The following is a 23,885-nucleotide window of genomic DNA, read 5'->3' as shown; positions in this document are numbered from 1 at the left end:
ATTTTAAATTTTAAGCAAATTTCCCCTATAAGTGTTTAAAAAACTGAATATTGGGGAACCCTAGATATACAAACACATTTATAGTCTTCTAGGAAGGATTGTGTAATGCTCACATCTACCTTGGTTCCTGGCTATGACATTACGGAAGTCATATACGAAGGAATCAACACCATTATTTATCGGGGTACATTGCAAAAAAATCAGCAAAAAGTCATTCTTAAAATACTTAAAGAAGACTATCCTACTTTAGATGCGATTACTCGTCTCAAGCACGAATATAAAATTACTGAAAATCTTGACTTAGAAGGTGTCGTTAAAATATTAAGGCTTGAAACCGAGCAAAATCGTTTGATACTGGTATTAGAAGATTTTGGGGGACAATCTCTTAAAAAAGTACTTAATAACCAAAAATTAAATTTATTAAAGTTTTTAAATATTGCAGTTCAATTAGCAAAAGCTTTAGTCTCGCTGCACTCACACAACATTATTCATAAAGATATTAAAGCTGATAATATAATTATTAATTCTGAAACAGGACAAGTTAAGCTTACTGACTTTAGTATCGCTTCAAGACTCAGTAAGGAAAAACTGCTATTAACTGACCCTAACCAACTTGAAGGAACATTAACATACATGTCTCCTGAGCAAACCGGGAGAATGAATCGAGTCCTTGACTATCGCACCGATTTTTATTCGCTTGGTGTAACTTTCTATGAAATGCTTACTGGTAGAGTACCTTTTCAAAGTAAAGACCCCTTAGAGTTAATTCACTCCCATATTGCTAGACAACCCATTCAAATTCAACAACTAAATCCAGAAGTTCCTAATGCGATCGCAAATGTAGTAAAAAAGTTGATCGCGAAAAACGCCGAAGACCGCTATCAAACAGCAAAAGGAATTTTAGCCGATTTAGAACTGTGTCGCGAACAGTTAGAAATGACGGGAACGATTGTTGAGTTCCAACCAGGAAGATTGGATATATTAAGTCAATTACTCATTCCTCAAAAGCTTTACGGTAGGGAAACTCAAGTTAATCTACTTCTTGATGCTTTTGAAAGAGTCAGTAAAGGAAGTCGCGAACTGATGCTAGTTTCTGGGTACTCGGGAATTGGTAAATCATCAGTAGTTTACGAAGTAAATAAACCTATTACCGAAAAGCGCGGTTACTTTATTAGCGGTAAGTTTGACCAATTCAAACGCAATATTCCTTACGCTTCATTAATTCAAGCTTTTAGTAGCTTGATGCAGCAGCTACTTACAGAAAGTGCAAATGAACTCGAAAAATGGCGCAGCAAAATATTAGCTGCTGTTGGTGCAAATGGACAGGTAATCATTGATGTAATTCCAGAAGTTGAACTCATCATTGGTAAACAAGTGGAAATATCCGAATTGGCTGGAATGGAAGCGCAAAACCGTTTTAATCGTGTTTTTTCCGAGTTTATTAATGTCTTTGCTCAAAAAGAACATCCTTTAGTTATTTTTCTTGATGACTTACAATGGGCAGACTCTGGAACATTGAAGTTGATGCAAATATTGACTGGTGAATCCGAAACTAAACATTTACTACTGATTGGAGCTTACCGCGATAACGAAGTTAGTTCAACTCATCCTTTAATTCAGACTGTAGAAGAAATTGAGAGAAATAATGCAATTGTTAATAATATTGTTTTAAAGTCACTTGAAATTACAGATGTAACTCAGTTAGTAGCTGAAACTTTAAACGACGATACAGAAAGAGTCAATACTCTGGCTGAGTTAATTTATAATAAAACTGGTAGCAATCCTTTTTTCATTAATCAACTATTGCAAACGCTTTATCAAGAAAACCTTTTAAAATTCGATTTTACTCCCTTCTCGTCTCTAATGAATAAACAGAAAAGTCAAGGAATGTGGAAGTGGGATATTGAAGAAATTCAAACTATAGGTATAACTGACAAAAGTATAGTAGAGCTAGTAGCCAATAGGATAAAAAAACTACCAGAATCTACACAAAAAGTATTGCAGCTAGCAGCCTGTATTGGAGATAAATTTACACTTGATGTGCTGTCAATTGTAAACGAAAAATTTTCAGTCAGTACTGCTAAAGAATTAGACGCGGCGTTACAGGCTGGATTGATTTTACCCCTAAGTGAAGCTTACAAAATACCTTTAGTATTTGAAGACAATATAGAAAAAGATGATAAAGATATAAGCTATAAAAATTTATCTGTAATTAGTTTAAAGTCCAACATTTCAAGAGTTGGTTATCGATTTTTACATGACCGCGTTCAGCAAGCAGCATATTCATTCATTCCAGAATCAGATAAAAAAGCAACTCATCTTAAGATAGGTCAGTTATTATTAAAGAAAACCCCACCAGAATTACTTTCGGACAATATTTTAGATATTGTGAATCAGCTAAATTTTGGTGTAGCTCTAATTGAGAATAAATATCAGAAAGAAGAGTTAGCAAAACTTAATTTGATGGCAGGGAGAAAAGCAAAAACAGCTACAGCTTATGAATCTGCCATTAAGTATTTAAATATAGCATTAGGGCTTTTAGAAAATTGTAATTGGCAAAATAGCTACGAACTAATATTAAGCATACATATAGAGGCTGTAGAAGCAGAATATCTACATGGTAATTTTGAAAAATCAAAAAAATTAGGCAAGTTCACACTGCAAAAAGCTAATACTATTTTGGATAAAGTCAGAATATATGAAATTCAGATCCAGTCTAGTATCGCTCAAAACCGTATGTCAGAAGCTTTAGAAATAGGAGTCCAGGTTTTAAAGCTACTCGGTGTGCGATTACCTGCCGAACCAAAAATGGGGTATATTTTGGTTTCTGCTTTGCAAACTAAATTAACTTTAGCTGGAAGAAAAATCGAAGATTTAGCTTATTTGCCTAGAATGACTGATGCTTATAAACTAGCTGCTATGCAAATACTAATGCTTATAGCTCCTGCTGCTAGTATGGGAGGCTCTTTGTACTTTCCATTAGCAGTATTGGCAATGGTTCGGTTATCAGTTAAATATGGTAATTGTGGGGCTGCTGCTTTCGCTTATGATGCCTATGGTGCAATACTATGTGAAAAATTTGGAGATATTGAAAAAGGTTATAGATTCGGGCGTTTAAGTATATCAGTGCTTGACAAAATGAGTGCTAGTTCACTCAAGTGCAAAATTTATTTTTTGTTCAACGCTATGATTGGACATTTTAAAGAGCCAGTGAAGCAAACAATTTTGTCGATGCAAGAAGGTATACAAAATGGAATAGAAACTGGTGATATAGAATTTGCAAGTTATAGTGCTTGGAATATAAGTAAAAATTTATTTTTAAGTGGAAATAACCTTGAATTAGTTGATAAAAAAATAACGCAATATATTGAACTAATGCAGAAATTAAAGCTCACTTCGGTAGCTTTAATTATTAGCGTGATGAAACAAAGCTTACAGAATTTGCAACATCATAGCTTCAGCAAGTTTTCTTTAGTCGGTAATAGTTTTGATGAAGTAGAAATGGTTGCTCTTTTTGAAAAAAATGCAACCTGGTTCAGTATTTTTCATAATTGCAAAACTATTCTCAGCTATTATTTTCAAGACTATACACAAGCAATCGAAAACGCTAGCCAAACTGAAAAATATCAAGAAAGCAACCCAGGCTTCTATTTATACTGCGTCAACAATTACTACTACTCTCTCGCACTCCTCGCAAATTACAAAAACGTAACTTCCACCGAACAAAAGCAATACCTGAAAAAAGTAGCTGCAAATCAGAAGAAAATGAAAAAATGGGCGCATCATGCAGCCTGTAATTTCCAGCACAAGTACGATTTAGTTGAAGCTGAGAAAGCACAAATCTTTGGTAAAGATGTCAAAGCAATGGATCTATACGATCGCGCTATTGCTGGAGCGAAAGAAAACGGTTACACCCAAGAGGAAGCCCTAGGCAACGAACTTGCAGCGCAGTTTTATCTCAATTTAGGTAAGGATAAGATTGCTAAAACCTATATGACTGATGCTTACTATGGCTATATTCGCTGGGGTGCTTTAGCTAAGGTTAAGGATTTAGAAGAACGTTTTCCTAATTTAATTATTCGCAGCGAAAGCAGCATACCCGAACAAGACATCAGCAGAACTATTGTTAGTAGTTCTTCGAGAGCTTTAGGCTCATCTACTAATAGCAATAATATTCTAGATTTAACTACGGTAATGAAGGCAAGTGAGGCTATTACCAGCGAAATCGTTTTAGATAATCTCCTTGATAAGCTGTTATCTATTATTTTAGAAAATGCTGCTGCTCAAAAAGGTTGTTTAATTTTACTTAAAGACGAGCAGCTATTTATTGAAGCTATCGATAATGACCAAGATCGTGATTTGGTTGTATTGCAATCAACTCCTATAGAAGAAAGCAAAGATATCCCCTTAACCGTTGTTCACTACGTTGCGAGAACTCAGCAACCCTTGGTACTCAACGACGCAACTCAAGAAGCAATTTATAAAGAGGATTCCTACATACTCTGCCAACAGCCTAAATCGGTTTTATGCGCTCCCATTTTCTACCAAGGTAAGTTCACCGGAATTATTTACCTCGAAAACAATCAAGTTACTGGTGCATTCACAAACTCGCGACTGGAAATCCTTAAACTACTTACCTCACAAGCTGCGATCGCAATCGAAAATGCTCATCTCTATGCCGGGGAACAAGAAAAGTCGCACCAGTTACAGCAATCTCTCGAAACACTCCAGCAAACTCAAGCGCAGTTGGTACAAACTGAAAAAATCTCTTCTTTGGGACAATTGGTAGCAGGTGTTGCTCACGAAGTGAATAATCCCGTTGGATTTATTGCTGGTAATTTATCTATCGCGAATCAATACATCGAAGATTTACTAGAGCTGTTAACTCTATACCAAGCTAACCTACCTTCCCCACCAGATGAAATTGAAACCTTCCAAGAAGAAATAGACCTAGATTACCTCCTTGAAGATTTACCTAAGATGATAACTTCTATGGAATTGGGAACTGACAGAATTCGCGATATTATGCAGTCTTTACGGAATTTTTCTCGAACTGATACCGCTGATAAAAAGCCTGTCAATCCTCACGAAGGCATAGAAACAACTTTGATGATTTTGCAACATCGTTTTAAAGCAAACTCACAACGTCCCAAGATAGAAGTTGTAAAAAAGTACGAAGAGTTACCTTTGGTTAAGTGTTATTCGGGTCAATTAAATCAGGCATTTATGAACTTGTTGGCAAATGCAATTGATGCTTTAGATGAATTTAATGAAGGCAAAACTTACGCAGAAATTGAGAAAAATCCCAATGTTATTACTATCCGTACTTCAGCAGATGAAGACAAAGTAACTATCCGTATTGCAGATAACGGCCCTGGAATGCCAGAAGAAGTCAGAAATCAACTATTTAATGCATTCTACACCACTAAACCTGAAGGAAAAGGAACTGGTTTAGGATTATCAATTAGCCATCAAATAGTAACAGAAACCCATGGTGGTAACTTATACTGTCTTTCTTCCCCTGGCAACGGAGCGGAATTTGTTATCGAACTACCTTTGGAAGAGGAAGAGGACAGTGAGCAGTGAACAGTGAACAGTTATCAATTGGTAATTGCTAACTCCTAACTCTTAACTGCTAACTTTCAAATAATCCCGCACAATTTGCAAAATCCTCTCGGAAGCTTTTCCATCTCCGAAGGGATTAATTGCGTTTGCCATTGTTTCATAAGCTGCCCGATTACTTAATAGCTGTGCTGCACTAGCGACAATTGTTTGAGTGTCGGTTCCTACAAGCTTTGCTGTACCGGCGCTGACTGCTTCTGGTCTCTCAGTGGTTTCTCTAAGCACTAATACTGGTTTTCCTAAACTGGGAGCTTCTTCTTGTAACCCACCGGAATCTGTAAGCAATAAGTGCGATCGCATTATGGCTCCGACTAGTTGAGCGTAGTCTAATGGTTCTGTTAAGAAAATTCGAGGATGATTCCCTAACATTGCTTGTAACGGCTCTCTTACGGTGGGGTTGCGGTGCAATGGTAGCAATAATGCTGTATCGGGAAATTTATCTAATATCTGTAAAAAGCTATTACCAATACTTTCGAGGGGTTCTCCCCAATTCTCTCGACGGTGAACAGTAGCTAAAATAACTCGATAGTTATTCCACTCCAAACCGGGCACGTTACAGGGAGGTTGACTTTTCGCTACATTCAACAGCGCATCAATCACGGTATTACCCGTCATGTGAATTTCCCCTAACACCGCAGAACTTTGTAAATTTTCTTCAGCTAAAGGTGTCGGTGCAAAATGCAGTTGGGCAATTTGAGAAATCAAACGTCGATTGGCTTCTTCTGGATAAGGATTAAATATATTATCGGTTCTTAACCCTGCTTCGACATGACCAATAGGAATTTTTTTATAAAAAGCTGCTAAAGCAGCTGCAAAAGCTGTTGTTGTATCTCCCTGTGCCAAAACTAAGTTCGGCTCATTTTCCTCGAATAGCTCCTGCAACCCGCGCAAGCTACGACAAGTAATATCGCTCAGAGATTGTTTTGGCTGCATAATCTCTAAATCGCGAGAAGCTTTTAAATTGAACAATCCCATCACCTGTTCAACCATTTCGCGATGCTGTCCGGTTAAAATTACTTGAGTTTCCAGGCTTTCACAAGCTTGAAAAGTTTGAATCACCGGAGCAAGCTTAATCGCTTCGGGACGAGTACCTAAGATAATACAAACTCGCTTCATAATTAGTCATAATTCACGCTTTTAATAGTCAATAGTCATTATCAGAGGATGATTCGTCAATAGTAGATTGTCACAATTTAAAAATATGGGAATAGGGCATCGGGCGTTGGGCATTGAGCATTGGGGGATTAAGAATTAGTAATTGGCTATTATCTAAGGAATACCATTCGTGGCAAGTTAAGGCTTTTAATCAAAAATCTGAAATAAAACATTTCTAATTCATAAGTTCTATCCCAATCCCCGATGCCCGATGCCCTATGCCCCATACCCAATTTCTATAAAAATGAAAAAACCCGGTTTAACCGGGCAGTTGCACTGTTTGTCGAATTTAACAATGATGGCTATAATCGGATATCACAAATGTCTCTAATTACAAAGATTCAACTTCGCAAGTCAAAGGACAAGCTGCATAAACAGTTGCATTCAACTCTTCTTCTTCCCCATGCAGCCAGCTTAACCATTTAATTTCTGTAGGATGAACGCCTCGAAGTGTTAACACGCCAGCAGCTACTACTACTGCCATAACGTTAAACATAATCAAGCTACCGGCTACTACCAAAACTGCGCTAGCGGGCATTACAGATTGCAGAACAATTGAAAGCAAACATCCAACCGTAGCCATTAAAACCACTAAAGGAAAACCGACAACCAGCAAGCATACTGCCAGTGTAAAAGTCCATATTAAAAAGCTTTTTATCATTAATAATGAGTAAGTTTTTCCCATATCGGTAGTTTGTGACAAAGCCATTATTTTTCCTCCAAAGTACAATATATAGTTTGAAAACCAACGATTATTTATTAAATCCCAGCGGGATCAACATATTCAACATTCATAGAAACCAAGTATATATAAGTTGGATGCCAAAATGAGCATTTATTTAACAAACTTTACAGTTAATATTTTGTAATTATGTATTGCTCTTTTTTTGTAAATTATCTATCCAACCCGTTTTTATCATCTATCAAAAGGCATACCAGCAAATTTAAACCTAATAGTTAATACTTTTGATAGAAGGCTTGAATCTAGTTTGCTTAACATTTCTTATTCAAATGCTGACTGATTCTAATATTTTTCATTTTCTTTTAATCAATGACAAGTACAAAAATGCTAAGAGTCAGGAATTATGAATTACAAGTTAGAAGTTAATAATCACCAATGCCCTATGCTCAATTCCTAATAAATAGATATTTATTAATTTTTTTAATCGAAATAAAATTATTCAAAACAACTGTACTATAAATGTCATATTAAAACTTATAAGTCTTTTTTAGTCGCATCTGAATCTATTAGTGTCATGCCCAAACGCCTGCTGATAGTGGAATCTCCCGGTAAAGTTAAAAAGCTGAGTAAAATCCTGGGAAGTGAGTGGATTGTTCGCGCAAGTTGCGGGCACATTCGAGAACTCAGTAATGAAGGTGAGGATTCTCTGGGCTTTATTATGGATGGCACTAACGTGCGGTGTTGCTATATTCCGCGCAGCCAGCAAGCGAAGGAAACTATTAGTAAGTTGAAAGCTGCTGCTAAACAGGTTCAAGAGGTGGTTTTAGCTACAGATCCCGATAGAGAGGGGGAAACGATTGCTTGGCATCTCAAGGAAGCTTTGGGATTAAGAGAACCAAAACGGGTTGTTTACACCGAAATTACGGAGTCTGCTGTGCGGGCTGCTGTTGCCAAACCTAGAAGGCTGGATGCTAATTTGGTTGGTGCTGGATTGTGCCGAGATTGTTTAGATAAGTTAGTTGGTTATAAGGGAAGTCCTTTAGTTTGGGCTTTGAATAATGGTGCAAAGAGTGTCGGCAGGGTTCAAAGTGCAACTCTACATTTAATATGTCAGCGAGAGAGAGAAATTCTCACTTTTGTACCTCAAGATTATTGGAGCGTTTGGGTAGATTATGTTGAAGGGTTCCGCGCTTTTTATAAGGGAATGGTGAATTCTGCTGCTGAGACGACACAGCAAGATAATCAAGAAAATGATGACACGGTAGTTAAAAAGTCGGAAAAAGCCGAATCCACTCGGGTGCTTTCGGAAGCTGAAGCGGAACGTTTGGTGACAGAGGCGCGAAATCATCCCCATCAAATTATCCAATACGAAGGAAAAATTGCCAGTCGTCAACCACCTCCACCTTTTATTACTTCTACGCTGCAACAAGCAGCTGGTTCTAGATTAAAATTTGCGCCGGAGAAAACCATGCAGGTAGCACAAAAGCTTTATGAAGCTGGTTTAATTACCTATATGCGGACGGATTCGGTAATGTTGAGTCCGGAGTTTTGCGCTAGCGTGCGTAAGTGGTTGGAGCAAAACGATCCGCAGAATTTACCGAATAAAACGGCGAGACATCGCAGTAAAAAAACGGCTCAGGAAGCTCATGAAGCGATTCGTCCGACTAATGTATTTCGTCCTTCGGTGGAGTTGCGAGTTGAACTTTCCTCTGACGAGTTTAATTTATATGTATTGATATGGAAAAGAGCGGTTGCTTCTCAATGTCGTGCGGCTCAACTTCGTAAAACTTTGGTAATTATCAAATCGGGTGAAGTACTTTGGCAAGCTAGGGGACAGGTAGTAGAGTTTCTCGGCTATGCCAAATACTGGGCAAATTTGAGCAAAGATACGCTTTTACCGAATTTAGAACAAGGACAAACTTTAACTTTAGAAAATGCCGGACATGAGAAGAAGCAAACTCAACCACCACCGAGATACAGCGAACCGAAGTTAGTTCAGTTAATGGAACGTAAAGGAATTGGTCGTCCCAGTACTTATTCTCCCACAATTGCAACTTTGAAAAAACGCGGCTACGTGCAGTTAACAAAGTCTAATTTGCAGCCTACAAATTTAGGACTAGAGGTAGATGATTTTTTACAAAAGGCTTTACCAGATTTATTAAAAACAGAATTTACCGCCCAAATGGAAGATGCCCTCGATAGCATTGCTTCGGGAAAACAACCTTGGCAGAAATATCTGACAAATTGGAATCAAGATTATTTTGCACCAGCTTTAGTAAAAGCAAAAACTGTACCCGTTGCTGCGTCGAATGGGAAGAAAAATTATCCCGCTGCCGAGCGAAAATACGATAAATCCAGAACTCGCTGTCCCGAATGCAATAATCATTTAGCAAAAATTAAGAGCAGCAAAGTTAAAAAGAAATATTTTCTGAAATGCCTCAGCGGTTGTGAAAACGTGGTTTTATTTTGGAGCGATTACAACAAAACTTGGCAAGCTCCACGCTCAAAAGACGATCAAAACCCCGTAGCTAAGAAACCTCCTGGAAAAGTTACCAAGTATCCTTGTCCGGTTTGTAAAAAACCATTGGAAGAATACGCTTATACCAAAGAAGGGCAAAAGAAGACTATGTTACGGTGTTCGGATTCTAAAGCACGGCAAGAGAAGAAACACAAAGAAGCGGTTTATTTTAATACTGCTAAAGGATGGTGGAGTCCGAAGTTTGGGAATCTGTGAGAATGGGTAATTGGTAATGGATAATTGGTAATTGGTAATTGGTAGTTATTCACTGGTTCCCAGTCTCTGGCTGGGAATCTAATTACTTGAGGCTCTGCCTCGCGGTATATTAAGAGGCAGAGCCTCTTGATATGTATTCCCAGGCGCAGACTGGGAACAAGAAGCAAGAAGCAACTAATATAAAATACAAAATAAAAATGCCAGATGTTAAGAAACAAAACTAAACGATTGACTTTTCTTAGTTTCCATTTGTTGCTGTAGTCTTTTTTGCCATCTTAATACTCTTTCCCATCTTTGCTGGGGTGAACTCAATTTCTGAGAGAGGATTTTCTCAATTATTGGGTTAAATATAGGTTCAATCTCGCCGAATACTTCTAAAGGATTTTTTCCGTAAATTGTAGGTATGAAAGGAATTTTACCTACAATAGTATCTTGATGCTCCGCTTCAAAAGCTTCAACTTCCGGAAACTGATTGAGACATTTGTTTAAAACATAAACTACGGGAATTCCTAATTCTTCATCGATAGCACGGATATCTTCAGAAATCGCAATAGAATCAGGAGTTGCTTCCACTACCACAACTACCACATGGGCACCAATGGGTAAACCAAATCTACCAACATCTTCCCCACCACCACAGTCTGCTAGTATAATTCCATTTGTAGATAAAGCTAACCAGGCTTTTAACGGATTTAGTGTAGCGTGAGAACACCGATTAGAATAAAGCTCTTCCTTACGCAAAGCACTTGTTCCTACGGACATCAATGCAAGTTTTTCGTCAAGAGATTTGATGTACTTCTGAGTAAAAGAGTCTGGTGGTTCAACTGAAAAATTCTTAACGCGATCGAATGGAGTACCGTAAAATTCGCGGTAGGTTCGCTCGGAATCCAATTGCTGAAACTCGTAAAAATCCTGCTCTGCTTGAGTCATCAAAGGAAGTTGCTTTAACTCTTCTTCCCCATATCCCAAATAATGACCAGCAAGATAGCGCGAAAGCGACCTATTAGTATCTGCATCCGCTACAATCATTGCTTTATCCAACTTTCTCAAACTCTGGATTAAACCTAATGAAGTAAAAGTCTTACCCGTCCCACCTTTACCCATTAAAGCTATGACAAGTTCTTGATTAGAAGATGCATTAACTGTATTTATAGTCATTGCGATACCTTAATGCTGAAGAAATATTTGTTCTAGTGACAATGATAATCATTCTAACTCACAAAAACAAGTAGTATTCAACCTCCATCAAACAGATGCTAATTATAACTATATGTTAGAAAAACTACCTTTAAACAAAGTTTTGCGTATTATCTTTGTTTTAGCTACTGTATCAATTTATGGCTGTAATAATTCAGATGCGAATAAAACTGCTTCTTATACAACAACTGTTACTACTACTACAATTAAGAAAGATTTACCTTTAGTAGTTGCAACAACAAGTGTTTTATGTGACTTAACAAAACAAATTGCGGGAAAAACAATTAGTCTTAAGTGTTTAACTTCACCATCAATAAATCCCAAAGTCTATCAGCCAACACCAGCAGACCAAGAAGCAATAAATCAAGCTAAATTAATTATTTTTAACGGTTACAATTTAGAACCTAGATTAGAAAAATTTATCCTTTCAAGTAAAAATAAAGCACCAAAGCTTCCCGTAGCAAAAATAGCCGTACCTTCACCACTGATGGTAACTAGAAATGGGAAAAAAGTCGCCGACCCTTACGTATGGCACAATGCCAAAAATGCCATCAAAATGATAGATGTAATTAGTATTAATTTAGTTAGAGAAATACCAGAAAATGCCAAACTCTATCAAAATAATACTAAGAAAATAAAGAAACAACTTTTAGAATTAGACAATTGGATAAAAACAAGAATTGAAAGTATTCCTCCCAAGAAACGCACTTTAGTCACAACTCATGATGAGATGGCTTACTACGTTCGTGCTTATGGTTTGAAATTAGCAGGAACCTTGAGATTTATTAGTCCTACAGAAAAAACATCAGATACCAAAGTTAAACTATTAGCTACGACATTAGCAAAAACCCAAGTACCCACAATCTTCGCACAGCCTACAATTAGCCCTGAATTAATCAAGTCCGTAGCTAAAGAAGCACGAGTAAATATATCCCAAAGGCAGCTTTTTACAGAAAGTTTAGGCGTACCGGGAAGCGGAGCAGATACTTATCAAAAGATGATGACAGCTAATACAAGGACAATTTTAGAAGGGTTGGAGGGAACTTATTTGATATTTGAATAGTTAGTTGTTATTTGTTAGTTGTTAAGAGCTATTATACTTTGAACTTTAACCTTTAACTTTTAACCTTTAACCTTTAACCTTTGACCTTCAACCTTTAATATTATGATTTGTGAATTATGCCAGCGGGATTTGGAAAAGCTGACGGTACATCACCTGATTCCCAAACATAAAAATGGTAAACATGGTCCGAGAATTAATATTTGCTCTGCTTGCCATAAACAAGTTCATACGCTGTACGATAATAATCGTTTAGCGAAAGAGTTAAATACTGCCGATTTGCTTAAAGATGAACCGCAAATGCAGAAGTTTTTGAAATGGGTGAAGAAGCAGAAGACTGATAGGAAAGTTCAGGTTAGAGGCAAGAGAAAATAAACAGTGAACAGTGAACAGTCAGCAGTATTTATAACTCCTAACTCATCACTCTGGTGATACTAAAGCATATTATGTTTAGAAACTCGTGGTGTTTGAAAGCTACGAGATTCTACTTCATTTGTCGTTTTAGAGAAGAATGGAAGTACTGCAAAAGTTGCAGCAATGATACCTAGCACAATAGCAATAATAGCGAGCGATTGTGTTCTTTTTGTACTTTTATTTAATTCTGTAAGTTGTAGTTCAAGCTTTTTATTCAGATTTTGATTGTTCTGTTCTAATTTAGTTATATCGGAAGAAATCTGTTGCTGGTACTGGTTTAATTTTGACTCAGTTGCATTTTCAAAAGTTGTTAAACGCTGATTCAAACTTTCTTGATTTTGTTGTATCTGCTTTAAGTTATTCTTTTCGAGGTTTTCAAAACGCTGGTTGAAATCTTCTTGCGTTCGGGTTATTTGATTTACAGCATCTGTTGATTGAGTTTGCAGTGAGTTTAAAACTTGTGTCGTCTCATCTAATCTTTCTTCTAGCCGAGTATCAATGTTTTCTGTTAATTTTGTGAAGCGCTGCTCACTATTTTCCCTAAATATATTTCTTTGATAATTAGTCTGCTGCTGAAATTGCTCCCATTTTGATTCAGTATTTGTTTCGAGAGTTTTGAAATGGTTATTCAAGCTTTGTTGAGTTTCTTGTATCTGCTTTAAGTTTACTTTTTCAAGATTTGCAAAGCGTTGGTTGAAATCTTCTTGTATTTGAGTTATTTGATTTACAGCATCTGTTGATTGAGTTTGCAGTGAGTTTAAAGCTTGTTTCGCTCCATTGAAACTTGCTTCTAATCGTTGTTTTGTATGATTTTCTAATTCTATAAGACGCTGATTTGATATTTCTAGTTTTTGATTGATATTTTCTATAGCTGCATTTTCAAATGTAGTGAAAGCTCGATTAAAATTTTCCTGTGTCCGAACTATTTCGTCAATATTATTTCTTGATTCAACTTTTAAAGCCGCAAATTCAGTTTGTGTTTTCTTGATATATTCCGTCAGCACTTGATGTTCGTTGTTTAGTTCTTGATACTCATCTGTAACGTCCTCAAAATCAAATTGAATTTGCGCTAAATCATCAATAACTTTAGAAGATTGCTGAAACTTACTGCGGTAATCAGCTATTTCTCTTTCTAGTTGCTCTAAACTATTTAAATCATCTGCCATAATATTTACCTTAGTTATATTAGTTTAATCGTTCAAATCCTTGCTTTAATTTTTTGATTCCTGGTTTTAAGTTAATAGAATCATCGCTGACTTTATTCAACTTTCTAACTTGCAAAAGTAAAATTAGAATACGGTATTGTGTCGAATCAATTCCAAACCTTTGATTAGCTTCTTCAATTAAAAATTGCAATCCTGCTTGATTATCCCAATATCCACCAACTTCTGTTAACCAGCTAAATGCTTCTTCGGGGTTTAAAAGTACTGCTTCTTGATAAAAGATAAGCAGATTATCGGGAGATAAACCTTGTTTTATACCTTCTTTAAAACCAAATTTTAAATATTCAAAAGCTATGATTTCTTTCCCTTTCCGCAGTCTACCTAATGCACCTGCTAAATAAAGTGCTGGTAAATTGCTCGGGTCGCGTTCAAGACGGTTAGCAACGCGAGCAAATAGTCCAGCGATAGCACCTTTTTCTATGGTAAGGTTTAAAATTTCAAACAGATTATCTCTATCAAATTGTTCTAATACATTAGGTAGTTTTTCTATAAGATCCTCAACTTGAGCTTCTTCCATTAAAACAGCAGCTTTACTGTTTTCAAAATTGAGATTAGGAACACACGAATCACAAAAACCACATCGGTAATTTTCAGTTGCTAAATGCTTGTCTAAATCAAATATACCTCTAAGGAATACGCGACGACATACTTCTTCTTTATCACTCTCTGCATAATCAAGTTGATTGCTAAGCATTTGATAACGCATTCTAAATATTCTTTCATAAACACGCTCTAAAAGACTCTTTAATGCTTCTTTTAAGAGTATAATTTTAATATTTTGGGATGAATATGAAACTTTTTTGTGTATTTTCTCTATTTCATCTTTAGCTTTTTTATCGTCAAAACCAGTGTCCACTAAAAATTGTTTGAGATAATTAGCTAGCTGTTGCCAATCCCAATTATCGTCAAATATTACTTTATATTCACCTCTAAATCCTTTGTTATAATGCTTATAATATTGTTTAACTATGCCTAATTGCTGTAATCTATAAAGATAAATTTCTTCTTTTTTATCTGAATTACTAGTAAATTTTACAGTTTCTCCAGATTTGAGTTTTTCATACACTGTGAAGACAGAATTAATATCTTTTTCTATGCCTTCGTAACTTTTACGAATAAAGATTGCCTGATGACCATAGTCACACAAATAGTCTTCATAATAAGGACAATCGTATCGACGGTAGTTTATAGCTACACATGGAGGCTCAAGCTTTTTATCTAGATATTCTTGTTTACATTTTTTATCTGGAGGAATATACATTAAAGCTATATGAGAATGCTGACCATCGCGACCAGCTCTCCCAGCTTCTTGGTAATATGCTTCAAGGCTACTTGAAAAACCATGGTGAATAATAAAGCGAATATTACGCTTATCAATTCCCATTCCATATCCGTTTGTCGCAACTAACAAAGGGAATTTATCGCTTTGAAAAGCATCTTGACATTCTTGAAGAAATTTATCCCAGTTTTTCGCTTTTTTACCTTGCCTAAGCCCAAAAGAATCACCACAGGATAAGCAAAAAGCATTCTTACTTTTGTTTATGAAAAATGAGGAATTACAACTTGGGCAATATTCTGGTTGTCTACTAGCATATACCCTAACCAAACTTGCTTCTGGAACTACCTGTTTAGCAACATTGTCTGCAATGTAATGTACTCCTTCGTGCAGCGTTGATTTTCCGTGAGGATCGGCATAAATACTGAAAATAATTCCTGCATACTTTGGATCGTTATTTTCTGGGATTAATTCTTCAAAAGGTATATTAAGCACGTTAGGAACAATTTTTTGAAGTAAACCTTTTAGAAGAATCATTTTATCTTTAGGTTGGCTAACACGATGTACCGAAAGACTGAAATTAGGTCTGTCGCTGTTAGGAGATTGGACTATACTTTCTTGTGAAAGTCCTAGAATTCGCAGAATATCTTTGCGAACTGGTTCGGAAGCTGTTGCGGTTAAAGCGATAATTGGTACTTTACTTCCGGAAGCAGTTTCTAAAGTTTGTTGTAAACGTCCAATTTGTAAATAAGCTGGTCTGAAATCATGTCCCCATTCAGAGACACAATGAGCTTCATCAATTACCAATCCCCCAATGGGATTCTGATGCATTATCGCCTTTAACTCATCGTAAAATTCACCTATCTGTAAACGTTCCGGTGAAACGTACAACATTCGATAACGAGCAAACTTAAGACCTTCTAGTTTCGTTTTCCTTTGCTTTGCTGTCTCTCCAGAAATTATAGATTCCACACAGTTTAAACCAGTCCGCTTTAAGTTGTTTACCTGGTCGCGGATAAGCGCTTTTAGGGGACTGATAACTAATGTCGTCCGAGGAATTAATAAAGCATAAAGTTGAAATATCAATGATTTACCAAAACCCGTTGGTAAAAGCCCTAATATTGACTGGTTGTCTAAAGCTTTTTGAATAAGTTCTACTTGTTCTAGTTTAAGTTCTGGTAGTGGAAAATAGCGACGAGCAAAGTAGTCTAGGGTTGGTCGTTCAAAAGATACCGGATGTGCTTGTAAAGGTGGTACATCTCTAACACAGTCAACAAACTCTAGCCCTAGTCTTTCTAAATCATTAAAGCTGTGACTATTCTTGTGTGGATTATTATTTAAAGACTCAGCAACCGATATAAAATCAACATCTTCGGGTAGCTGTTCATTTCTGACTAATTTCACAGATGTTTGAGGAGAATCGATAAAATTAGACGTTTCATTTAAATCAACACCGCGATAATTCTTTAGTAATTCTGTGACACCAATATCAACTGAACCCACCAAATAAATTTCTACTTTTGGTAGCGCTATAGATAACCCATACAGTTGAGAAACTTGCTCGACTACTGCGATTAAATCTAGAATTGCTAAAGCAAAGCTTGCAATAGTCGGTTGAAAATCAGCCAAAACAAGATGCGATTTACCATTTTCTACTGCTTGTCTTAATAATTTAAGAGCTACTTTTTGATAGGTAGGATAACGCTGTGGAAGTTTGTGTAATAGTTTTTCTAAATTAGGGTCGAGTTGTGAAGAGTTTTTGTAATTCCAACTTTCTACCCACTCATATTCACCTTCACCAAAATCAAGAGGAGATTTTTTGTTTAATCTTAAATCAATAGAGTCTGGGTTGAACTGCTTTACAGTTTTAAGAACAGCAGTTCGTATTGGAATTGGTAGAGTTCCTAAAGGCTCTTGCTCTGTTATTCCTAATAATGTAGAACCTGATAGATGGTAAGCAAGTTGCCATAGTAATAGCTCGCTCAAAAGTAGAACACCCTCCTAAATACTTAGTAAATTCACTTGTAACAATTAATAATTTTGTCCCAACTTTTATTCTTGTCTGAAGTGAGAGCGTATTAGTTCCATCAGGCTGTTTATAACTACCTTCAGTCAAGGTTAATATATTCAAAATTTTTGCTTTGTACAAATGATTTGTATAGCAAAACACAATTAATAATTAATATTGTCAAAAACATATGTATATTTTAACGTTAGTTCTAGTCATAATTTACTAAAACTTATACTAATTTAAATCTCAATTTAATTTTTATGATGCTAATTATAGTGAAATTTGATGAAGCATTTGCAGAATTATTGGCTTCATTTGGTTACTTTTATATGTTCCTAAGACACTATATATAGAAACGAGTTAGAACTATTCAAATCATGTTTGAGCATTTAACTTCCAACTCCTAACTCCTAATTCTTAACTCCTAACTCCTAACTCCTAACTCTCTTCACCATCCCCAACTACCGGGAATTCCTTTAAATGGTCCAACTACATCTTTAGTTATCCAACCACCATAAAAATTTCCTGGTTGTGGTTCGGCTTTTTCTCCATCCACGTAACAAGCATCCATTGGGTGAGCGTAAAAAGTTACATAGTTTGTTAGAGGTACAAATTTTTCTGTGGGATTAGTGTAAAACCAAGCTGCATTCTGTGCTTCTTTATCGCCGACTTTGATGGTGTAATAATTAGCTATTCCTTTCCATTCACAAAAACTTGAATGCGGTGTTTGAATTAAATATTCCATTTTGATGTCTTCGGGAGGAATATAGTAGCTGGGAGGATGACTGGTTTCGATAACGCGCTTGGCTCGTTTGGTGTCTGCAATAGTTTCACCGTTGAAAACAATTTGAATATGTTTATCGGTATCTTGTAAAACAGCGGGACGGGGGTAATCCCATACTGATTCTTGTCCGGGTTCTGGTTTTATGGGTTGAGGTCTGCCAAACATTTTTATACTTGGTAATTGGGCGTGGGGAATTAGGCATTGGGCATTGCTATTTATCTATGATTATTGCAATGCCAAAGATAATTGTATTAAAAAATGAGTACTGGTTTGATATATAAAAGCCCCCCTTTATTTTAAGGGGGGTTGGGGGGATCTAAATTGAGTTTTTATAAACTACTAACCATAATTGTCAAGACAATCTTCTATTCCCTGTTGCCTGAAAACATCAATTAGCGGAAAAGATCGGGATTTAATCTATTACCGGATTGAGTAGGACGAGATTGAGGAGTAGTTTTCTTTACGTTTCTCAATAGTTTGCCGTTTCCACCATCTTGTTTATCTAAGAATGGTTTTAGCTGAATGGCATCTCTAGATACTGCCGCACGCTTGCCACCAAGTAATGTTCTACCTAGATTAATGGTGTCTTCTAATCCGGCTCCTCTGTAAGTGTTAACGCCGATGGTTGACTGTCCGCTGTCTGCTGAAACTAAGTTTTGAAAAACGTCGTTACGTACTTGGAAAGCGTCTCTACCAGGAGGAACTGTTAGTACTAAACGACAAGAGGGATCGGCTTCGCTGGTTACGCATAATACGTTATACCCATTTAAAGTTGAGGTGCGAAGTTCTAACAAACCGTCTGGACGATAGCTTTCTAAACGCTGGGCTATGGTGTTGCAACGTCTTTGGGAATCCCAACCGCCACCTAATGCTTGGGGAGTTGCCCATGCAAATAATTGATTTGGTTGACTTTGAGGAGAGTACATAACGGTATAGCCGTTGGTATCCATTTGACAGCTAAACCGAGTTGCGGTGTCAACTCTTTGGGAAGAACTGCTTGTAGAAGTTGTGGTTGATGTTCCCGTTGGTGTGGATGTACGGGTTCTGGTTGTGGTTGAAGTCCCTCTTGGGGTTGTAGTGGTTCTACCGCTTCCAGTTGTGGGTACTACTACGGCATCGTCTGAGGAGTCGTATTGTGCCATTGCAGGTGCATTACCGAATAATACGGATACTGCCAAACCGCCGAGAAATAAAAGCTTCAAAGGTCTAGATGACATTAATCATCCTCCTGTAAAAATGATTGGGAGTTTCTTTGTTGTAGTGACGAAGATTTTTGCTAAATGATTCGGGAGTTTGTCGATTGTGTCACAGTTGTGTAACTGGCATATTATTTCGAGTTTGTAGTATTTGAAAGAGGGGGAAGAGGGGGTAGAAAATTCCTAACTCCTAGCTCCCACCTATAACCTTTAACCTTTAACCTTTTTCTTTTCGTCGTCTTTTTTATCTTTCTCTTCTTTTTCTTTGATTATTTGTTTGACTTTATCTTTAATTTGTTGATGTCTGGCTACTCCTTCGTAAGCGTATCGATTGTAACCGTTGGTTGCAATCAAAGTTTCTAAGTAACGTACTCTTTCACCGCCTCCGGGGTGTGTCGATAACCATACAGGAGGAGCATTTTTCTGCTGTTTTTTCATGGTTAAAGTTAAGTTACGCAAGCCGTCGGCAGCGTAACCACCTGCTGTTAAGAGCCTTGTGCCCAATCTATCTGCTTGACGCTCCATGTCGCGGCTGTAATCGAAGGTAAGTATTCTGCCAACTGTACCACCTAGGGGAATATACTGCGTAACGTTGGATATTAAATTGGCTTGAGTTACTAATTGAAATCCGTGGGAAAGCACCACGTGAGATAGTTCGTGTCCGATTAATCCAGCTATTTCTGCTTCCGAATTTGTTTTAGCGATCGCACCTGTATGAATGAAGATTTTGCCACCGGGTAGGGCGAAGGCGTTGAGATTTTTATCGGGTATGACGAAGAATTCGTATTCAAATTCATCTCTACCGGCAATTTTGGCTAGCTTTTGCCCGATTTCGTTAATATAAGCGTTTACTTCTTTGTCTTCGATCAATTCCATCCGCTTTTTAGCTTGTTTGGCTACGGAACGACCTACACCTTTTTCACCTTTTAGCAGCATCATGGTAGAGTCGAGGGCGGAAAATGGCCCAAGTAGACTGCCCGTAGCTGCATAACCTACAACACCTGTAATGATGTTAGCGATGGCGTTTCCTCTAGTTTCTCTACGGATATAAGAGGTGTATTTTTTTAGCTTTTCGTCTGCAAGTTGAACAAATTCGGGAGCTTGAGGATTATCGGGGTTAAGCATGGCAAATTGACGCGCCGCCAAAGAAGCCTGCATCCATTTTTTCTCTTCAGAAAGCGCATCAACTCTTACTTTGACTAATTCTGCTTGGTTGGGATAAAGCGATGTGGCTCTTTCCAATACTTCTAACGCTTTTTCTTCTTGACCGTATTTTTTCAGAGATTGAGCGTATTTGATGTTTCCTGGAATAAATTCGGGGTATTTTTCAACTAAAAGTTTGAGCGCTACTAAAGTTTTAGTTTGTAAATTACTCGCGATTCCCGCTCGTGCTTCTCTCCAATAAACTTTACCGGCAGGAGATAATTCTACGGGGTTAACTATGGCTTGTTTACGTGGTTGAATATCGGATGTGTTTGTAAAAGAATCTTTGGCTTGACGATATATCTTTTCTGCTTCGGCTATGTTTCCGGCTTGATAGAGCTTGTCTGCTTCTATGAGTTTTTTCTGACGAGCAATTTCTTCGGGAGTTGGCTTTTCTTCTTCAGCTTTTTCTGATTCTGGTTTTTTATTATCGGTGGTTTCTTCTGTAGGAGTTTCTGGCTTTTTCTTATCGATATCTGTATTAGTTTCTTCTTTAGAAGTGTTGATAATTACAGCAGGCTCTTTTGCCAGAGTTATTTGAGGTGATTGAGTCAGGATAACAAATATAGAAGTACCCAACGAGAGCAATACCCAGTTAAAGGCAAGTATCAATGACTTCCATTTACGTTTCATGGCAAGCTTTTTATAGAAGAGGATTTGTATATTTCCTAGTCTAAGAATGATAGCAATCTCACGCAAAGCCCCGCTCGGAAACTTAACATTGTTTTATCGGTTCTTTATTTTTTGTTTGCGAAAAAAATTATCTAATTTATGGTAATCTTTATATGGTGGGAAAGGTGCGCGCATTTATAGCCTTTCAAATCATTAATTTGAATGTTTTCAATAAGATTGAAGCATTCAAACCTTTGATTTGAGAATTTTATTTAACTAAATTTATTTAACTAAATTCATTTCTAGATTTATTAGTTGACAGCTTTTTTAAATGGCGAAACCTTTGAGGGATAAGCCTTTTTCCTCGGTGGTTGATGGAGTTGGTGTTGGAGTTGGTGTTGGTGTTGGTTTTGCCTTTGGCTGATTTTGAGGTAAGGGAGAAGCAGAAGCTTGGGGAATTGCTTGCGTCTCGTTTTCTAATGGAGAAGTAGAAATTTGGGGAGTTACTTTCACGTTGGTTTTGGGTGTGGGTGAAGGATAAACTTCCGGAATAATTAGAAGTTCAGCTTCAGGCATAGGATTTGTAGAAGTTTGTGGAGTTGGTTGATTTTCCTCAGGTGTTGTGGTTGGGGTTGGCTCTGGTGTGGCAACTGATTTAGTCTCAGCTTCAGATATTGCAGTTGGCTCTGGTGTGGCAACTGATTTAGTCTCAGCTTCGGGTGTTGGAGTTGGTTGTGGTGTGGCAACTGATTGAGTTGCAGCTTCAGGTGTTGGAGTTGGTTGGGGTGATAAAGTTGGTTTGGCTTCAACTTCGGGGGTTGGGATCGGTACAATAGGTGTCGATTCTTCTGTATAAATGAACTTGTTGTTTTCTAAAATTAAAGATTCTGAGGGTGGATTTGTTGGAACTACAACGTTGTCGCTATCCTCAGTTTGTGCGGGAGTTTGTGTGGGTGATGGAGTTGGCTGAGGCGATGATGATTCGCTTTCGATTGCAGGTGTGTTAGGTGAAGGAGGAATTTGTTTTGGTTGTTCTTCTGAAGGATTTTCCTGCTCTTTGGGTGGTTGTTCTGATTTTTCAGGGTTATCTTTTACTTCATCAACGGCATCAGATTTCTTGGGTAAAGTTGTTTCAGGTTCTAAATTATCCGTGTTATTATCTTTATTCTTATCTTTTGCTTTATCAACTGAATTAGATTCTACTGGTAAAGATGTTTCGGGTTCTTCTATTACTGGTTTTGGTATTGAAGGTTTAGGAGAATCGTCAATTTTTTTCTCTTCGGATTTAGGTATTTTAATAGAAGGTAAAGATTCCGATTTCTTTTTAGACTGCGGAATTAAAAATGTAGATTGAGGCTCTTTCTTTTCAACTTTCTCTTCCCGAACTATAGAAGTTTTCGGAGCAGGTTTATTTTTTTTATGAATATTCTTATGGACGTTTTTGGGCTTATAATCCAATGCCGGTTTAGCCTTATCCACCTTCATTTTTGACGGAGAAACTTCTCGATCCCGTTGAGATTTGTTTTCGTTAAAAAACGGTATGAAAGGTATAAAAATTGGTTTGTTGTTGTAACTTTCTCTGTTAGCTGTAGAAGGTGAAAATCTTAACGGGTTTTGCTTCAAACTTTCGGGTTTTGTTGAAGGATTCAGCTTATTTATAGTCGGTGGAATTTCTGTAGTCCGAACTGATTCGTTGCCAATTGAACTAGATTGAAACAAGCTCCATCCAAAAGCCCCTAAACCAAAGGCAGTTCCGATTAAACCAGCCAATCCAAAAGTTTGCAGTACCCTAGGGCGGGATTGACGAATAGTTGACGGTAAAGTTACTGGTGCTTGGTAAGCAAAAGAAGTATTTGGTGGTAGAATGACTGGCGATTTGAGCGCTATTAAAGCTTCTGCTGCGGTTCGATAACGCTGACTAAAGTGGTGTCTTACCATACCCGTCAAAACTTCGGCTAGTCTATCGCTGACTTTTGCCGAATCGCGCCAGATTAATTCACCATTATTAGGATTAAATGGTAATTCGCGGGGAGGTATACCAGTTAAAGCTTGAATACCCAGCATTCCTACTGCATAAACATCGCTACATAACCTCGGCTTACCATTAGCCTGCTCGTCTGGCATATAGCCGGGGGTACCGATAATCAAAGTAGAATTGACATCACCTTGTTCGTTTTTTGCCAAACCTTTGATTTCTTTGACCGCACCAAAATCGATCAAAACGATTTTACCATCTTCACGACGGCGCATGATATTCCGCAACTTGATATCGCGGTGAATCACCTCGTTTTCGTGGACAAAACTTAGTACTTCTAATATTTCCTGTAAAAGCTTAGTTACCTTTTCTTCACTCAATCGCGTGCGTGGTTTAATTTCCTTAGTCAAATCATGTCCATCGACAAATTCTTGAACTAAATAAAATTCATCATTTTCTTCAAAATGCGCGAACATTTCGGGAATTTGTTTGTGTCCCTTACCCAAACGATAGAGTACTTGTGCTTCTCTATCAAACAACTTCTTGGCAATCTGCAAAATTGTGTTATTAGAATGCCGAGTTTTTAGTTGTTTAACAACACATTTAGGATTTCCTGGTAAATCCATATCTACCGCAATATAGGTGACACTAAATCCACCGCGTCCCAGTTCTTTAAGAATTTTGTAGCGATTACGGAGAATCGTGTCTGTGAGCATCAGCTTAACCTATCAGCAATTGAGA

Annotated in this window: 13 protein-coding genes; 4 read left to right on the top strand and 9 right to left on the bottom strand. The window is 37.3% G+C overall.

Annotation, left to right across the window (positions count from 1 at the left end):
- Positions 1-105 precede the first annotated feature (105 nt).
- Positions 106-5,586 carry a trifunctional serine/threonine-protein kinase/ATP-binding protein/sensor histidine kinase gene (locus tag RIV7116_RS06375; protein WP_015117458.1) on the top strand — a complete coding sequence of 1,827 codons (5,481 nt, stop codon included), beginning with the start codon at positions 106-108 and terminating at the stop codon, positions 5,584-5,586.
- 42 nt (positions 5,587-5,628) lie between these two features.
- On the opposite strand, the gene wecB is transcribed toward RIV7116_RS06375, so the two are convergent.
- Together wecB and RIV7116_RS06365 are read right to left on the bottom strand one after the other, a co-directional pair.
- The gene (gene wecB, locus RIV7116_RS06370; protein WP_015117457.1) at positions 5,629-6,738 is read right to left on the bottom strand and encodes a non-hydrolyzing UDP-N-acetylglucosamine 2-epimerase; all 1,110 of its coding nucleotides are present in this window, start codon (positions 6,736-6,738) and stop codon (positions 5,629-5,631) included.
- Positions 6,739-7,108: 370 nt separating this feature from the next.
- The gene (locus RIV7116_RS06365) at positions 7,109-7,486 is read right to left on the bottom strand and encodes a hypothetical protein (protein ID WP_015117456.1); all 378 of its coding nucleotides are present in this window, start codon (positions 7,484-7,486) and stop codon (positions 7,109-7,111) included.
- Between the two features lie 547 nt (positions 7,487-8,033).
- On the opposite strand from RIV7116_RS06365, the gene topA reads away from it, so the two are divergent.
- Complete coding sequence (gene topA / locus RIV7116_RS06360; RefSeq protein WP_015117455.1) at positions 8,034-10,193, top strand: type I DNA topoisomerase; 2,160 nt, start codon at positions 8,034-8,036, stop codon at positions 10,191-10,193.
- Positions 10,194-10,400: 207 nt separating this feature from the next.
- On the opposite strand, the gene RIV7116_RS06355 is transcribed toward topA, so the two are convergent.
- Positions 10,401-11,351, bottom strand: coding sequence for a hypothetical protein (locus tag RIV7116_RS06355; RefSeq protein WP_015117454.1), 951 nt, complete (start codon positions 11,349-11,351; stop codon positions 10,401-10,403).
- A gap of 112 nt (positions 11,352-11,463) precedes the next feature.
- On the opposite strand from RIV7116_RS06355, the gene RIV7116_RS06350 reads away from it, so the two are divergent.
- Together RIV7116_RS06350 and RIV7116_RS06345 are read left to right on the top strand one after the other, a co-directional pair.
- On the top strand, positions 11,464-12,453 hold the full coding sequence (locus tag RIV7116_RS06350) for a metal ABC transporter solute-binding protein, Zn/Mn family (protein ID WP_015117453.1): 990 nt from the start codon (positions 11,464-11,466) through the stop codon (positions 12,451-12,453).
- A gap of 102 nt (positions 12,454-12,555) precedes the next feature.
- Positions 12,556-12,825 carry an HNH endonuclease gene (locus tag RIV7116_RS06345; protein ID WP_015117452.1) on the top strand — a complete coding sequence of 90 codons (270 nt, stop codon included), beginning with the start codon at positions 12,556-12,558 and terminating at the stop codon, positions 12,823-12,825.
- A gap of 59 nt (positions 12,826-12,884) precedes the next feature.
- Here RIV7116_RS06345 and RIV7116_RS06340 read toward each other — a convergent pair whose 3' ends face one another.
- From RIV7116_RS06340 to RIV7116_RS33685, 6 genes are all read right to left on the bottom strand, one after another.
- Complete coding sequence (locus RIV7116_RS06340; protein WP_015117451.1) at positions 12,885-14,030, bottom strand: hypothetical protein; 1,146 nt, start codon at positions 14,028-14,030, stop codon at positions 12,885-12,887.
- Between the two features lie 19 nt (positions 14,031-14,049).
- On the bottom strand, positions 14,050-17,349 hold the full coding sequence (locus RIV7116_RS06335) for a DEAD/DEAH box helicase (protein ID WP_015117450.1): 3,300 nt from the start codon (positions 17,347-17,349) through the stop codon (positions 14,050-14,052).
- A 473-nt stretch (positions 17,350-17,822) separates the two neighbouring features.
- Positions 17,823-18,323 carry a DUF427 domain-containing protein gene (locus tag RIV7116_RS06330; protein ID WP_015117449.1) on the bottom strand — a complete coding sequence of 167 codons (501 nt, stop codon included), beginning with the start codon at positions 18,321-18,323 and terminating at the stop codon, positions 17,823-17,825.
- 227 nt (positions 18,324-18,550) lie between these two features.
- A complete protein-coding gene (locus RIV7116_RS06325) occupies positions 18,551-19,375 on the bottom strand; it encodes a COP23 domain-containing protein (RefSeq protein ID WP_015117448.1) in 825 nt (274 codons plus the stop codon).
- Positions 19,376-19,564: 189 nt separating this feature from the next.
- Complete coding sequence (locus RIV7116_RS06320) at positions 19,565-21,190, bottom strand: M48 family metalloprotease (protein ID WP_044290785.1); 1,626 nt, start codon at positions 21,188-21,190, stop codon at positions 19,565-19,567.
- Between the two features lie 306 nt (positions 21,191-21,496).
- Entirely contained in the window at positions 21,497-23,860 is a 2,364-nt protein-coding gene (locus RIV7116_RS33685; RefSeq protein ID WP_015117446.1) for a protein kinase, read from the bottom strand.
- Between the last annotated feature and the right edge of the window lie 25 nt (positions 23,861-23,885).

Origin of the sequence: Rivularia sp. PCC 7116 (assembly GCF_000316665.1) — a bacterium.
Taxonomy (GTDB): domain Bacteria; phylum Cyanobacteriota; class Cyanobacteriia; order Cyanobacteriales; family Nostocaceae; genus Rivularia.
Note: the sequence above shows the minus strand (reverse complement) of the source record. Positions and strands in the feature narration are given on the sequence as shown.